Here is a 17,616-nt window from a genome sequence, read left to right as displayed (position 1 = left end):
CACCGACGCACCCCTCGGCGGCCACACCTCGACATCGAACCGCTCCCCGGCCTGGCCGTCGGACGCCAGCACACCGATCGCGTGCCTTACCCAGGGTTCCTCGTCCCCGGCCTCCGCAGGGCGGGCGTGAATGCTCACCTCACACCGGCCTGACTCATCCGGTGTCCTCACCCATACCTGCACCGCCACCGCGTCTCGTTCGCCGAGCACCAGCGGAGCGGTCAGGGTGAGTTCTTCGACCAGGTCACAGCCGACCTCATCACCCGCCCGCACCGCCAGCTCCAGGAACCCCGTGCCTGGGAAGATCACCGTCCCGCCCACCATGTGATCGGCCAGCCACGGATGCGACGTCAGCGAGACACGGCCGGTCAGCAACACCCCGTCCGAACCGGCCACTCCCACAGCGGCTCCCAGCAGCGGATGGCTCGCGGCCGCGAGTCCCGCCGCCGTCACGTCTCCCACCTGCGAGCCGACGCCATCGGGCCAGAACCGTTCGCGCTGGAAGGCGTACGTCGGCAGATCCACTCGGGCGGCCCGAGGAAGTGCCGCCGACCAGTTCACCGGCACCTTGCGCACGTGCAGGGCGGCGAGCGCCATCATGATCGATTTTTGCTCGTCCTGGCCCCTGCGCAGGGCCGGTACCAGCAGCACGTCCGGATCCGCCGCCGATCCCGCTGACGCAGCCCCGCGCGTCATCCCATCGATGTTCGCGTCGGCGAGCGCTGCGAGGGTGTCGTCGGCCATCGCGGTGAGCACACCGTCGGGGCCCAGCTCCAGATACGCCCGCACACCCTGGCCGTGCAGAGTGCGGACGGCGTCGGAGAAGCGGACCGCGCCACGCACCTGCTCCACCCAGTACTCCGGCGAACACAGCCGCTCGGCCGTCGCCTGCTCCCCGGTGAGCGTGGACACGATCGGGATCTCCGGCGCACCGTAGGTCAGCCTCCCGGCCACCGCCCGGAACTCCTCCAGCATCGGATCCATCAACGGCGAATGGAACGCGTGCGACACCCGCAACCGCCTCGTCCGCACCCCCCGCTCCTCCAAGGCGGCGGCCACCTCAAGCACCGCCTCCTCCACCCCGGAGACCACCACCGAGGACGGACCGTTCACCGCCGCGACCGACACCTCACCCTCACGCCCGGCCAGCAGCTCGACGACCTCCTCCTCGGAAGCCGCCACCGCCACCATCGCCCCACAGGCAGGCAGCGCCTGCATCAACCGCGCCCGACCCGCCACCAACGCACACGCATCCGCCAGCGACAACACCCCCGCCACATGAGCCGCGGCGATCTCCCCGACCGAATGCCCGGCCAACACATCCGGCCGCACCCCCCACGAGGACACCAGCCGGAACAACGCCGTCTCCACCGCGAACAGCGCCGGCTGCGCCCACCCGGTCCGATCCAGCGCCTCCGCCTGCGCCGACCCCGGCTCGGCGAACACCACCTCACGCAACGACCCCTCAAGCAGCGGCTCGAACTCGGCGAACACCTCATCCAACGCCTCGGCGAACACCGGGAACCGGTCATACAACTCCCGACCCATCCCGGCCCGCTGACTGCCCTGACCGGTGAACAGGAACGCGACCTTGCCGCCGCTCCGCACCGAACCGGTCACCACCCCCGGATCCGCCGCCCCCCGGGCCAGCGCCGCCAGGCCCCCCACCAACTCCGCACGCCTGGCACCGACCACCACCGCCCGATGCTCGAACGCCGACCGAACCGTCGCCAGCGACACCCCCACCCCAGCCAACCTCGACCCGGACAAGCCCTCCACGTGCGACAACAACCGCTCTGCCTGAGCCCGCAACGCCACCTCACTACGCCCCGACACCACCCACGCGACAGTCCCGCCGTCGACCTCCTCACCACCGGCGTCCACCGGTTCCTCCACCGGCACCGGAGACTGTTCCAAGATCACGTGCGCGTTGGTACCGCTGATTCCGAACGACGACACCGCGGCCCGACGCGACCGCTCCACCCGAGGCCACGCCCGTGCCTCGGTCACCAACTCGACCGCGCCCTCGCTCCAGTCCACATGCGAGGACGGCTCGTCCGCGTGCAACGTGCGCGGCACCATGCCCTCGCGCATCGCCATGACCATCTTGATGATTCCCGCCACACCGGCCGCCGTCTGGGTGTGACCGATGTTCGACTTGATCGACCCCAGCAGCAACGGCTCTCCGGTGTCACGGCCCTGTCCGTAGGTGGACATCAGCGCCCGCGCCTCGATGGGATCGCCCAACCGCGTCCCGGTGCCGTGCGCCTCGACCACGTCCACCTCGGACGCCGACAGCCCCGCACTCGCCAGCGCCTGACGAATCACCCGCTGCTGAGACGGACCGTTCGGCGCCGTCAACCCGTTCGACGCACCATCCTGATTCACCGCCGACCCGCGCACCACCGCGAGCACCTGGTGACCGTTGCGCCGAGCATCCGACAACCGCTCCAGCACCAGGATGCCCACGCCCTCGGCCCAGCCCACCCCATCGGCCGACTCCGCGAACGACCGACACCGCCCATCCACCGACAAACCCCGCTGCCGAGCGAACCCGATGAACGTGTTCGGCGTCGACATCACCGTCGCCCCACCGGCCAACGCCAGCGAACAATCCCCCGACCGCAACGCCTGCGCCGCCAGGTGCACCGCCACCAGCGACGACGAACACGCGGTGTCCACGGTCACCGCCGGACCCTCCAGGCCCAGCGTGTACGACACCCGACCCGACGCCACACTCGGCGCCGTCCCGGTGCCCTCGTAACCCTCGACGGCATCACGCTGGCCGAGACCTTCGACCACCTCACCGACGGCCGCCTGGTGCACCCGGCCGGCCGCGTTACCCAACGCCAGACCGTAATCGTTGTACATCAAACCGGTGAACACCCCGGTCCGGCTCCCCCGCAACGCCCCCGGCTCGATGCCCGCCCGCTCCACCGCCTCCCACGACACTTCCAACAGCAACCGCTGCTGCGGATCAACCGCCAACGCCTCACGCGGCGACATCCCGAAAAACCCAGGGTCGAACTCATCCGCGTCATGCAAAAACCCACCATGACGCGTGTACGACGTCCCCACCCGACCAGGATCCGGATCATAGATCCCCTCCAGATCCCACCCCCGATTCGTCGGGAACCCGGTGATCGCGTCGGTCTCCTCCACCACCAGACGCCACAAATCCTCCGGAGAAGACACCCCACCCGGATAACGACACGCCATCCCCACGATCACCACCGGATCGTCGGCCACCGACCGCACCACCGGCGAGAGCACACCCACCTCGGCCCGCTCGGCGTCCACCGAGCCGAACAGCTCCCCGTGCAGGAACTCCGCCACGCCGTACGAGGTCGGGTAGTCGAAGACGAGTGTCGCGGGCAGCGAGAGCCCCGTCGCCGTGGCCAGCTGGTTGCGCAGTTCCACCGCGGCGAGCGAATCCAGCCCCATCGCGCTGAACGCCTGACCGGGCTCCACCGCATCCCCCGACGCGTGCCCCAGCACCACCGCCACGTGCCGTCGTACCAGCTCCTCCAGCACCCGCCGGCGCTCGGCCGTGTCCAACCCGTCCAGGCGCCGCCGCAAGCCGTCCTCTCCGCCGCCACCCGCGGCCACCCGGATCGGCCGCCTCGCCGGTACCAGCCCGCGCAGCAACGCCGGCACCTCGCCGCCACGGCCCCGCATCACCTCCGTGTCCACCCGCAGCGGTACCGTCAACGCCGCGTCCGTCCGCACGCTCACGTCGAACAGCCGCACTCCCTCGGCCGCGGACAGCACGGGCAGCCCGAGCCTGGCCAGCCGGTCCCGGTCGGCGTCGGACAGCTCGGAGCTCATGCCGGTGGCCACATCCCACAGCCCGTACGCCAGCGACGTCGCCGCCAGCCCTCGCGACCGTCGATGGGCCGCCAGCGCGTTCAGGAACACGTTCGCCGCCGCGTAGTTGCCCTGCCCCGCCGCCAGGACCAGCCCGCCGGCCGAGGACACCAGCGCGAACATCTCCAGCGGCAGATCCCTGGTCAGCTCGTGCAGATGCCACGCGGCGTCCGCCTTCGGCCGGAGCACCGTCTCCAGCCGGTCTCGTGACAGCGCCTCCAGCACGCCGTTGTCCGCCGCTCCCGCCGCGTGCACCACACCCACCAGCGGAGCCGAGTCGGGAACCGACTCCACGACCCGTGCCAGCGACTCCCGATCCCCGACGTCACACGCCATCACGCGGACCTCGGCGCCCAGCGCCGTCAGCTCCCGCACCAGCGTCTCGACGCCCTCCGCCGACGGTCCCCGCCGGCTCACCAGCAGCAGGGAACGCACGCCGTGATCGGTCACCAGACGACGGGCCAGCAACGCCCCCAGTCCGCTCGTACCTCCCGTCACCAGCACCGTCCCCGCAGCCAACCCGGCGGAGCCGTCGGCCGGCTCGACGGAGTCCGGGCCCGAGCCGTCGGCGGGCCGTTCGGGCCGGGCCATCCTGACCAGCCGGGGCACCAGGAACGTCTCCGACCGCACCGCGAGTTCCGGCTCGCCGGAGGCCACCGCCGCCCGCACCGCCGCGTCCCGTTCCTGGTCCTCCTGAAGGTCCAGCAGCACGAAGCGCCCGGGGTGCTCGGCCTGGGCCGCCCGCACCAGTCCCCATACCGGCGCGACCTTCACATCCACGTCCGCGCTCTCACCCACCGCCACCGCTCCCCTGGTCACCACCACCAGAGGTGCCGATCCCCGGCTCTCCCGCTCCAGCCACGCCTGCAGCGCCTCGAGCACGTCTCCGGTCACCGAGCGCACCACGTCCGGCGTCTCGCCGGTCGGCGGCGCCGCGCAGTCCACCACCGCGATCGAGTCATCGGCGCCGACAGCCGGGCCGGACACGTCGGAGGCATGGTCGGCGGCGAGCGCGGACCACTCCGTCACCCGCGCCGAACCGGCCGTGGGCATCTCGATCGGGTTCCACTCCACCAGGAACAGGGACCGCTCCCCTGCTGCGCCCAGCTGCTCCGCCGACACCGGACGCCCCACCATCGAGCCCGCCGACAGCACCGGCCGGCCGTTCTCGTCGGCCACGTCCAGGACCAGCGTGTGCTCGCCCGAATGCCGCACCCGCACCCGCAGCGTCGAGGCGCCCGCCGCGTGCAGCACCACCTGCCGCCACACGAACGGCAACACCGCCCGCCCACCGCTCGCCACGCCCGAGGGATCGATGAGTGACACGTGCATCGCCGCGTCCAGCAGGGCCGGATGCACTCCGAACCGCCCCGCCTCCGTGGCCATCCGCTCACCCAGCACGACCTCGGCGAACAGCTCCTCCCCTCGCCGCCACGCCGCGCGCAACGCCTGGAACGCCGGACCGTAGCCGTAGCCGACCTCGGCCAGCCGTTCGTAGGCTCCCGTCACGTCCACCTCGGCCGCACCCGCCGGCGGCCACTGCACCAGATCGAACCCCGGCTCCTCCGCTCGCTCGGCGAGCACTCCCTGGGCGTGCAGCGTCCAGTCGCCGCCCTCTCGACCGTCGGCCCGGGAATACACCCGGACCGCGCGCCTGCCGGCCTCACCGGGGCCGTCGACCACCACCTGGACCCGCACTCCACCGGTCTCCGGAAGCACCAGCGGCGCCTGCAGCGCCAGTTCCTCCAGCACCGCGCAGCCGACCTCGTCGCCCGCGCGGACCACCAGTTCCACGAATCCCGTTCCCGGCAGCAGCACCCGGCCCAGAACCTCGTGGTCGCGAATCCACGGGTGGGTCGACGCCGACAGCCGCCCGGTCAGGACCACCCCGTCCGACTCCGGTGACACCATCACCGCACCCAGCAGCGGGTGGAGCGCCGTCTCAAGCCCCAGACCCCGCGCGTCCCCGCCTCGCCTGCCGCTCGGCCAGAACCGCTCCTTCTGGAAGGCGTAGGTGGGCAACTGCACCCGGCGGGCGTCGGGGAGCACGGCCGGCCAGCTCACCGGTATGCCGCGTACGTACAACCCGGCCAGCGCCGTCACGATCGTCTTCTGCTCGTCCTGGCCTCCGCGCAGTACCGGCGCCAGCAGCGCGTCCGGACCTGAAGCGGTTCCGGCCGCCACGTCGGCGAGCGCTGCGAGGGTGTCGGACGCCATCGCGGTGAGCACACCATCGGGGCCCAGCTCCAGATACGCCCGCACACCCTGGCCGTGCAGGGTGCGGACGGCGTCGGAGAAACGGACCGCGCCACGGACCTGCTCCACCCAGTAGTCCGGCGAGCACAACCGCTCGGCCGTGGCCTGTTCCCCCGTCAATGTCGACACGATCGGGATTCGCGGCGGGTCGTAGGTCAGCGACCCGGCCACCGCCCGGAAGTCCTCCAGCATCGGGTCCATCAACGGCGAATGGAAGGCGTGCGACACCCGCAACCGCCTCGTCCGCGCTCCCCGCTCCTCCAGGGCGGCGGCCACCTCAAGCACCGCCTCCTCGACGCCGGAGATCACCACCGAGGACGGGCCGTTCACCGCCGCGACCGACACCTCACCCTCACGCCCGGCCAGCAGCCCGGCAACCTGCTCCTCGGAGGCCCGCACCGACACCATCGCCCCACCCGCAGGCAACGCCTGCATCAACCGCGCCCGACCCGCCACCAACGCACACGCGTCCTGCAACGACAGCACACCGGCCACATGCGCCGCTGTGATCTCCCCGACCGAATGCCCGGCCAGCACGTTCGGCCGCACCCCCCACGAGGACACCAGCCGGAACAACGCGGTCTCCACCGCGAACAACGCAGGCTGCGCCCAGCCGGTCCGATCCAGCAACCCCGCCTCCACCGACCCCGGCTCGGCGAACAACACCTCACGCAACGACCGGCCACCCAACCCTCCGGCCGATCCCCGCTCCACCCCCTCAAGCAACGGATCCAGCTCCGCGATCACCTCGTCCAAGGCTTCGGCGAACACCGGGAAACGGTCGTACAACTCCCGGCCCATCCCGGCCCGCTGCGACCCCTGACCGGTGAACAGGAACGCCGGCTTCAGCTCACTCGCTGCCACCCCGCGCACCACACCCGCACCCGGCAGGTCCCCGGCCAGCGCACCCAGCCCGGCCAGCACACCCTCACGATCACCGACCACCACCGCCCGATGCTCGAACGCCGACCGCGTCGTCGCCAGCGAGAACGCCACATCGGCCAACCCGAGATCAGGCTCACCCTCCAGGAACGACACCAACCGCCCGGCCTGCGCCCGCAACGCCCCCGCAGATCTTCCCGACACCAGCACCGGCACCACGTCCGGCTCGACCTCACCGTGCGGAGCCTCCGGCTCCCGCCGCGCCTCGTCGGCACCGACCTCGGGGAACTGCTCGATGATCACATGCGCGTTGGTGCCACTGATCCCGAACGACGACACCGCGGCCCGGCGCGGACGGCCTGTCCGCGGCCATTCCACCGGCTCAGTCAGCAGCTCCACCGCGCCCGAGGCCCAGTCCACGTGCGAGGACGGCTCGTCCACGTGCAGCGTCCGAGGCAGCACCCCGTGCCGCATCGCGAGCACCATCTTCATCACACCCGCCACACCCGCCGCCGCCTGCGTGTGACCGATGTTCGACTTGATCGAACCCAGCAGTGCCGGCCGGTCCTGCGGCCGGTCCTGGCCGTAGGTCTCCAGCAGGGCCTGGGCCTCGATCGGGTCACCCAGCGTCGTACCGGTCCCGTGCCCCTCCACCGCGTCGACATCCGACGCCGAGAGCCCCGCTCCGGCCAGGGCCTGGCGGATCACCCGCTGCTGCGAGGGACCGTTCGGCGCGGTCAGCCCGTTCGACGCACCGTCCTGGTTGATCGCGGAACCGCGCACCACCGCGAGCACCTCGTGGCCGTTGCGGCGCGCGTCCGAGAGCCGCTCCAGCACCAGCACCCCGACGCCCTCCGACCAGCCGACCCCGTCGGCCGAGTCGGCGAACGACCGGCACCGCCCGTCAGAGCTCAGACCGCCCTGGCGGGAGAAGTCGACGAAGGTGTCCGGGGTCGCCATCACCGTCACCCCACCGGCCAGCGCCAGCGAGCACTCACCCGAACGCAGCGCCTGCGCCGCCAGGTGCAGCGCCACCAGCGACGACGAGCACGCGGTGTCCACCGTGACCGCCGGACCCTCCAGGCCCAGCGTGTACGACACCCGCCCGGAGGTCACGCTTCCCGTGGTCCCGTTGACCACGATCCCGCGCAGTTCCTCCGGTGCGCCGTCTCCCGTCGACGGATAGTCGTGGTACATCATCCCGGCGAAGACACCGGCCCGACTGCCCTTCAGGGTGAGCGGGTCGATGCCCGCCCGTTCGACGGCCTCCCAGGAGGTTTCGAGCAGCAGTCGTTGCTGGGCGTCGATCGCCAGCGCCTCGCGCGGCGAGATCCCGAAGAACGGGGCGTCGAACTCGGCCGCGTCGTACAGGAATCCGCCCGCGCGGGCGAAGGACGCGTCGGGAACCTCCCAGCCTCGGTCGGCGGGGAAGTCGGAGATGACGTCCCTGCCCTCTGCGACCAGTTCCCAGAGCTGTTCCGGAGAGGTGACGCCGCCCGGATAGCGGCAGGCCATGCCGACGATGACGATCGGATCCCCGGCGAGAGGGGCCGTGACCTGCGCGGGGGGCGTGTGGGTCGCCTCGACGCCGTCGAGGCGCTCGCGGATGAAGCCGGTCACCGCCGTCGGGGTGGGCTGGTCGAACACCAGGGTGGCGGGCAGCCGGATACCGGTCGCCTCGGTCAACCGGTTGCGCAGTTCCACCGAGGTGAGGGAGTCCAGGCCGAGGTCCTGGAAGGTGAGGTGCGGCGAGATCGCGTCCGCCGAGGCGTGCCCCAGCACGGCGGCCACCTGCCCGAGCACCAGCGTGGAGACGGCCTCGCCGAGTTCCTCTCCCGACAGGGCGCCGAGGGCGTCGGAGCCGGTGGAGACCCCCATCCGACGGGCGGCCCGCCGGATGGGAGCGGGTACCAGGGCGCGGAAGACCTCCGGCACGTGGCTCCGCGCCCGTAGTGCGGCCCGGTCCAGCCGCGCCGCCACCGGTGTCGGCTCGGGGCTCGCCAGCGCGGCGTCGAGGAAGGCGAGCCCCTGCTCTCCGGAGAGGGGGCGCAGCCCGACCCGTGCCATGCGCCGCATGTCCGTCTCGGTGAGGCCGGCGGTCATGCCGGTGTCCTGCCGCCACGGCCCCCACCCGATCGACAGACCCGCCAGTCCTCGGGCGGTGCGCTGCCGCACGAGGGCGTCGAGGAAGGCGTTCGCCGCGGTGTAGCTCGCCTGGCCTCCGTTGCCGAGCGTCCCGAACACCGAGGAGAACAGCACGAAGGCGGTCAGGTCGAGATCGCGGGTGAGTTCGTGCAGGTGCCAGGCGCCGTCCGCCTTCGGCCGCAGCACGGTGTCGATCCGCTCGGGTGTCAGCGACTCGACCAGCCCGTCGTCGAGCACGCCCGCGGCGTGGACCACCCCGGTGAGCGGGTGCTCCGGGGAGATCTCGGCGATCAGTTCGGCGAGGGCCTCGCGGTCGGACACGTCACAGGCGACGGCCGTGACCTCGGCGCCCAGGGCGGTCAGCTCCGAGGTCAGTTCCGCGGCGCCCTCGGTGTCCATGCCGCGACGGCCGGCCAGGGTCAGGTGCCGTACGCCGTGCTCGGTCACCAGGTGGCGGGCGACGAGCGCGCCCAGCCCGCTCAGGCCACCGGTGACGAGGACGGTGCCCCCGGTACGGAAGGTGCTCGGTGCGGACCCGGCACGAAGAGTGCTCGGTGCCGACCCGGCACGAAGAGTGCTCGATGCGGACCCGGCACGGAAGGTGTCCGGGGTGGACGAGGCGGCGTCGCCGTCGGTGCTCCGCAGGGTGTTCGACGTGAGAGAGGCGGCGTCGCCGGCCTCGACGAGTCTCGGCGCCCGGAGCAGACCGTCGCGTACCGCGATCTGCGGCTCGGCGGAGTCGAGCGCCGCGACCAGCGTCTCACCGGTCACCCGCTCGACGTCGAGGTCGAGCAGGAGGAACCGCCCCGGGTTCTCCGCCTGCGCCGAGCGCACCAGACCCCAGGCCGCCGCGGCGACGGGATCCGGTTCGGCGTCGGCGTCGGCGGCGACCGCCCCACGCGTCACGAAGATCACGGGAGTGTCGGGGTGCTCGTCGCGTCCGCTCTCCCGCAGCCGGGCCAGGACCGCCGAGGTCACCGACCGTACGGCGGCCGGCACGTCGTCCCCGGCCGGTGTGGAGACCTCGACCAGCGTCACGTCCGCGGCCGGGTCGGGCTCGTGTACGAGATCCGCCGTCTGCCCGGCCGCGCGCAGGGCGGCGACGAGACCGCGTTCGTCGGAGCCGAGCACCGACCATCGCCTCGCCGGACGGTCCTCGCTCCCGGACTCCGGTGCGAGCGGCCAGTCCAGCCGCAGCAGAGGCCCGCCGGTGCGCGTCGCGGGCCGTACGTCGTTCGGCCGGAGCGCGAGGGAGCGTACCGAGGCGACCAGGCCGCCCTCGGCGTCGGCCACGGCCAGCGTGATGGCGTCCGTGCCGGTCCCGCTCATCCGGACGCGGAGCGTCGAGGCGCCGGACGCGTGCAGGGACACCCCGGCCCAGGCGAACGGGAGCAGCCCACCGTTCGCCTCGTCGATCCCGGTGAGGGACGCCACGTGCAGCGCGGCGTCGAGCAGGGCCGGGTGCAGCCCGTAGGAACCCGCGTCGGCGGCGGGGCCGTCCGGCAGGACGACCTCGGCGAACACGTCCCGGCCGGTACGCCAGACGGCGCGCACCCCCTGGAACGCGGGGCCGTAGGAGAAGCCCGCCTCCGCCCGCCGCTGGTAGAAACCGTCGAGGTCCATCGGGACGGCGTCGGCGGGGGGCCATTCACCCATACCGGGGTCGGGGACACCCGGCACGCCGGGAGTGAGCACGCCGGTGGCGTGCCGGGTCCAGGGCGCCTCCGGCTCGTCCGCCGCCTGGGAGTACACGCCGATGGTCCGGGCTCCGTCGCCGTCGGCGGCGCCGATCGCGACCTGCAGCCGCACGCCGCCCCGTTCGGGCAGCGCGAGTGGCGCGGTGAGGGTGAGTTCCTCCACCAGGCCGCATCCGACCTCGGCGGCCGCCCGCGTGGCCAGCTCGACGAAGGCCGTGCCGGGGAACAGCACCCGCCCCGCCACCACGTGGTCGGACAGCCACGGGTGCGCGGCCGTCGAGACCAGGCCGGTGAACAGGAACCCGCCGGTGTCGGGCAGTTCCACCGCCGCGCCGAGCAGCGGGTGTCGCGGCCGGTCCAGTCCCGCCGAGGTGACGTCGCCCACGGTCGCCGAGGGGTCCGGCCAGTACCGTTCCCGCTGGAACGCGTACGTCGGCAGGTCCACCCGGCGAGCCTCGGTACCGGAGAACAGCTCCGGCCAGCGCACCGGCGTCCCGCGCACGTACAGCCGGGCGGCCGCCGTCAGGGCGGCGGCCTCCTCGCCGCGGTCCCTGCGCAGGATGGGGAACGCCTGCGGTTCCGGCGTCCCCGCGGGGTTCCGGCCGGTCTCCGGGGACGGGTTCCGGCCGGTGGCCGGGGCGAGGTCACGGCCGGCCTCCGGGGCGAGGTTCTGGTGGACGAGCGCCGACAGCCCGCCGTCGGGGCCGAGCTCCAGGAAGACCGTGGCCCCCGCCGCCGCGGCGGCGCGGATCGCGTCGGCGAAGCGCACCGGACGCGTGACGTGGTCCACCCAGTACTGCGGCGAGCACAGGTACGCGGCGTCGACGGGAGCGCCGGTCACGGTGGAGACGATGGCCGTCTTCGGCCGGTGGAAGGTCAGCCCCTCGGCGACCTCCCTGAACTCCGCCAGCATGGGCTCCATCAGCGGCGAGTGGAAGGCGTGGCTCACCCGCAGGCGCCTGGCCCCGTCGAAGCGCGCGGCGACGCGCAGGACGGCCTCCTCGGCTCCGGCGATCACGACGGAGGAGGGGCCGTTCACCGCGCCGATGACGGCACCGTCCTCCAGCGCCGCCTCGACCTGCGCCTCGCCGGCCTGGACGGACACCATCGCCCCGCCCTCGGGCAGGCGCTGCATCAGCCGGCCCCTGGCGGCGACCAGCGTGCAGGCGTCGTCCAGCGACAGCACGCCCGCCACGTGGGCCGCGGCGATCTCGCCGATCGAGTGCCCGACCAGAAGGTCGGGGGTCACGCCCCAGGACTCGACCAGGCGGAAGAGCGCCACCTCGATCGCGAAGAGCGCCGGTTGGGCGTACTCGGTGCGGTTCAGCGGCCCGGCGTCCGCGCCGAACATCACCTCGACAGGCGGTCTCTCCAGCCTGCCGGCGAGTCGTGCGAACACCTCGTTGAGCGCGCGGGCGAAGACCGGGAAGCGGGCGGCGAGTTCGCGGCCCATCCCGATCCGCTGCGCGCCCTGTCCCGCGAACAGCATCGCGAGCGAGCCGGGCGCGCCCGCGACACCGCGGGCCATCTCGGTCACACCGTCGGCTCCGGCCAGCAGCACCGCCCGGTGGGCGAACTCCGAACGGCCCGTCACCAGCGAGTACCCGATGTCGGCCGGATCGGCTCCGCTCTCGGCGGCGAAGGACGCCAGCCGGTCGATCTGGGCGCCGAGCGCGGCCTCGGTCTTGCCGGAGACCACCCAGGGCACCGGCGCGGGTGCCTCCGTCGTCGCACTCTGTGTCGTACTCGGGGTCGTGCTCGGGGTCGTGCTCGGGGTCGTGCTCGGGGTCGTGCTCGGGGTCGTGCTCGGGGTCGTGCTCTGTGTAGCGGCGGGCTCGGAGGGATCGGCCTGCCCGGACGGCCACTCGACGGAGGAGTCCGGCACCTGCTCGACGATCACGTGCGCGTTGGTGCCGCTGATACCGAACGACGACACCCCGGCCCGGCGGGGCCGCCCGGCCTCCGGCCATCCGGCGCGTTCGGTCACCAGCCCGACCTCGCCTGCCGACCAGTCCACCCGCGAGGTGGGGGCGTCGACGTGCAGCGTCCGCGGCACGATCCCCCGCCGCATGGCCATCACCATCTTGATCACGCCCGCGACCCCCGCGGCCGCCTGGGTGTGACCGATGTTCGACTTGATCGACCCGAGCAGCAGCGGCCGTTCCCTGTTCTGCCCGTACGTCGCCAGCAGTGCCTGCAGCTCGATCGGGTCGCCCAGCCTGGTGCCCGTGCCGTGCGCCTCCACCACGTCCACGTCCGAGGGGGCGAGCCCGGCGCCGGTGAGGGCCTGGCGGATCACCCGCTGCTGGGAGACGCCGCTGGGGGCGGTCAGGCCGTTGGAGGCGCCGTCGGAGTTGACCGCGGATCCGCGGAGTACGGCGAGCACCCGGTGGCCGTTGCGGCGGGCGTCCGACAGGCGTTCCAGCACCAGCACGCCGGCGCCCTCGGCCCAGCCCGTGCCGTCGGCCGCGTCGGCGAACGCCTTGCACCGCCCGTCCGGGGAGAGTCCGCCCTGCTTGGCGAACTCCAGGAAGATGCCGGGCGTCGACATCACGGTGACCCCGCCCGCCAGCGCGAGCGAGCACTCCCCCGACCGCAGCCCCTGCGCGGCCAGGTGCAGGCCGACCAGCGACGACGAGCACGCGGTGTCCACCGTGATCGCGGGGCCCTCCAGCCCGAGGGTGTAGGCGACCCGGCCGGACAGGACGCTGGGCGAGGTGCCCGTCAGCGTGTAGCCTTCGGCGTCTCCGGACGCCTCGTGCATCCGGGCGCCGTAGTCCTGCGCCATCGCGCCGAGATACACGCCGGTGCGGGTGCCGTCCAGCGAGGCGGGCGAGATCCCGGCCCGCTCCACCGCCTCCCAGGTCACCTCCAGCGCGAGCCGCTGCTGCGGGTCCATCGCGAGCGCCTCGCGCGGCGAGATGCCGAAGAAGCCGGCGTCGAAGTCTCCCGCGTTGTGGAGGAAGCCTCCGGGATGGTCCGCGGCGAGGGTTCCCATCCGCCAGCCGCGGTCGGCGGGCAGCGCGGACACCGCGTCCTCGCCGGTGTCGACGAGCCGCCACAGGCTTTCCGGGGAGTCGATACCGCCCGGGTAGCGGCAGGCCATCCCGATGATCGCGATGGGCTCGCCGGCCGCGGGAGTTGAAGCCACCGGTTCCGGAGGCGGAGGTTCGGAACCGGTGGCGGCTGTGGACCCCAGGAACGCGGCGAGTCTCGCCGGCGTGGGGTGGTCGAAGAGGGCGGTGGCGGTCAGCGCCGGCCCGCCGTCCGTGTCGAGCCGGGTCGTGAGCTCGACGAGCATCGCGGAGTCGAAGCCGAGCTCCTTGAACGGCAGGCCGAGGTCGATCCCGTCGGGGTCGTAGGTGCCGAGGACCGCCGCGCAGGCGTCGCGGACCAGGCCCAGCGGGTCGCCGGAGCCGGGCCGCCGAACGGTGTCCGACTCGTTCGGCCCGTCGGACCTGTTTGACCCGCCCGGTTCGTCCGGCCTCGCGGCGTCCGTCGCCGCCGCTCCCGTCCGCGGTGCCGTCCGCTCCCGTTCCCTGCCGGACTCCTCCAGCCAGTGGCGGTCCCGCTGGAAGGCGTACGTCGGCAGCTCGACCCGGGAGGCGGCGGGCAGGAACCTCTCCCACTCGACCTCCACCCCGTTCGCGTAGAGCTCGGCGATCGAGGTCAGCACGCGGGAGATCCCCGCGTTGTGCCTCTGGAGGGTGCAGACGGCCACCGCCGGACGGCCGGCGGCCCGTGCGCTCTCGTGGATGCTGCCGACCAGCACGGGGTTCGGGCTCACCTCGACGAAGAGACCGAACCCGTCGGCGAGCAGCCGCTCGACCGCGCCCTGGAAGTCGACCGGCCTGCGCAGGTTGCGGTACCAGTAGTCGCCGTCGAGTTCGGCGGTGTCCAGGGGGGCGCCGGTCACCGTCGAGTAGAAGGCGATCTCCGAGCCGCGCGGCCGGATCGGCGCCAGCAGCGGTGCCAGGCGCTCCTCGATCTGCTCGACGACGGAGGAGTGCGAGGCGTAGTCGATGTTGACCCGGCCCATCCGCACCGTGTCGGCCCACTCGGCCGTCATCTCGGCCAGCGCCTCGTTGTCCCCGGACACCACCACGGAGGACGGGCTGTTCACGGCGCCGATGGACAGGCGGCCCGCCCAGCGGGTCAGCCGCTCCTGCACGACCTCCAGGGGAAGTCCCACCGAGACCATGCCGCTTCTGCCGGAGAGGACCTCGGTGATCAGCTTCGATCTGGCGGTGACGAGGTAGGCGCCGTCCTCCAGTGACAGTGCGCCCGCGACGCACGCGGCGGCGACCTCCCCCTGCGAGTGGCCGACCACCGCGGCCGGTTCCACACCGTACGACCGCCACAGTGCCGCGAGGGAGACCATGATCGCCCACAGCACGGGCTGGATCACGTCGGCGCGCTCCCTGGGCGGGCCGCCGGGCTCTCCTCGTACGACGCTCGTGAGCGACCAGTCGACGAACGGCGCCAGTGCCGCCTCGCACTCCGCCATGGCGGCGGCGAACGCCGGGGAGGAGTCGAGCAGCTCCGCCCCCATCCCGGCCCACTGCGATCCCTGACCGGGGAAGACGAAGACGTGCTGGCCGGGGCGTTGCCACACGCCGGCCAGGGGCGCGGTGTGCTGACCGAGCCCGAGGACGAGGCGCATCTGATCGAGGCGCTCCACCCGGTCGGACAGCACACCACCGGAAGCGGACTCGACCTCGGTCCTGCCGCGCACCACTCCCGGCGCGGAGCGCCCCTCCGACAGTGCGTCCAGCGCGTGGAGCAGTTGCTCGCGTCCGTCGCCGACGACGACCGCTCGATGGCGCAGACCGGCCCGCGTCGTCGCCAGCGAGAAGGCCACGTCGCCGGTCGAGAGGTCCTCCCGTTCCCTGACGTGGCGGGCGAGCCGCGCCGCCTGCGCCCGCAGCGCGCCCTCGGTGTGGCCGGACAGCGGCCAGGTCACCGGGGCCGGCGCCTCTTCGACGCCCTCGGGTGCGGCGATCCCGGCGGCGGTCACCGGGGCCGGCGAGGTGCGTTCGGGGGCGGAGGTGAGCACGACGTGGCAGTTGGTGCCGCCGATACCGAACGAGGAGACGCCCGCGATGATCCGCCCGTCACCGTCACCGTCGGCATCACCGTCGTTCACCGGCCACGGCGTCGCGGAGCCCACCACCCGCAGGTTCCACTCGTCGAAGCGGATCGCGGGGTTCGGCCGCTCGAAGTTCAGGCTCGGCGGCAGCAGCCGGTGCTCGATGGCCAGTACGGTCTTGAGCAGCCCGACGATGCCGGCGGCGCCCTCCAGGTGGCCGACGTTGGTCTTGGCCGATCCCACCCACAGCGGCGCGTCCGCGCGGCCACTGCCGTGCACCGCGCCGAGCGCCGCGGCCTCGACGGGGTCGCCCACCCTGGTGCCGGTGCCGTGCAGCTCGACGTAGCCGACGCTCGCCGGGTCCACGCCGGCACGCCGGTACGCGGAGCGCAGCACCCGCTCCTGCGCCCGGGGGCTCGGGGTGGTGAGCGTCTCGCCGGAACCGTCGTTGTTCACCGCGCTGCCCGAGATGACGCAGTACACGTGGTCGCCGTCCGCGACGGCGCGCGCCAGCGGCTTGAGGAGGACGACGGCGCCGCCCTCGCCGCGGACGTAACCGTTCGCCCGCTCGTCGAAGGTGAAACACCTGCCGTCGGGGGACAGTGCGCCGAGTTCCGCGGCCGCCAGGGCGCTCTCCGCGGCGAGGTTGAGCTGGACACCGCCCGCGAGGGCCATGTCCGACTCACCGCTGCGGATGCTCTCGCAGGCGAGGTGCACCGCGACCAGCGACGACGACTGGCCGGTGTCCACGGCCATGCTCGGGCCCGTCAGGGCGAGGAAGTGCGACACCCGGTTGGCGAGGATGCTGCGGTTGACGCCCGTGAGCGAGTGGTGGCCGATTCCCGCCGCGCCGCTCTGGCGGCTCAGCAACGCGTAGTCGTCGGCCATCACGCCGATGAACACGCCGACGTCGGTACCGCGCAGGAGCGCGGGCGCGACACGCGCGTTCTCCAGCGCCTCCCAGCCGAGTTCCAGCATCAGCCGCTGCTGGGGGTCCATCGCACGGGCCTCGCGGGGCGAGATCCCGAAGAAGCCGGCGTCGAACCGGTCGACCGCGTCCAGGAAGGCGCCGTGCTCGCCGGGCCCCGGCTCGGTGTTCGCGCTCCAGCGACCGGGTGGCACCGTGGACACGGCGCTCACTCCGTCGCGCAGCAGCCGCCAGAACTCCGCCGGACCTGGCGCGGAGGGCAACCGGCAGGACACTCCGACGATCGCGATGCGATCGTCGTCCGTGCCGGAGTCATGGTCAGGCATGAACTCGGGTCGATTCACGCACCGCTCCCCATACACGTCGTCATGCCGATACGCGGAGACTCGATTCGCCGCCCGGCGAGGGTGGGCGCTCGGATCACCGCGTTCGGCTCGTGGCCTCACGGCCAGCACGAACTATGCCGAGCACGGGCTGCGCGTTTCACTAGTTGTGCGACCACCGCAGGTCAGGCGGCGCGAGAAGCCGGTGCGGGACGGACCGGCGCGGATCCTAGTGTTTTCACGAGTGCCGTCCGGGTTCTTCTTTGGTTGGCCCGGCACGTGCCCGGAGAGTCCCGCGTCGCGGCGGGGAAGGCGGGATTTTCTGAGCGCCTCCTATCGTCCCGTGCCAACGAGCCCGGCCGGCTGATGAGTGAGGAACCCCATGGCGTTCAGATATCAGGTTTCGAAACCGTACCTCGCAGGACGGGA

Annotated in this window: 1 protein-coding gene; it reads right to left on the bottom strand. The window is 72.8% G+C overall.

Annotation, left to right across the window (positions count from 1 at the left end; all coding sequences use genetic code 11):
- On the bottom strand, positions 1–17,190 hold a 17,190-nt coding region (locus ABT352_RS38400), incomplete at its 3' end, for a type I polyketide synthase (protein ID WP_502992941.1).
- Between the last annotated feature and the right edge of the window lie 426 nt (positions 17,191–17,616).

Origin of the sequence: Streptosporangium sp. NPDC000563, assembly GCF_040299985.1 — a bacterium.
GTDB lineage: Bacteria > Actinomycetota > Actinomycetes > Streptosporangiales > Streptosporangiaceae > Streptosporangium.
The sequence above is the reverse complement of the archived record's forward strand: the minus strand, read 5'-3'. Positions and strand labels throughout refer to the sequence as shown.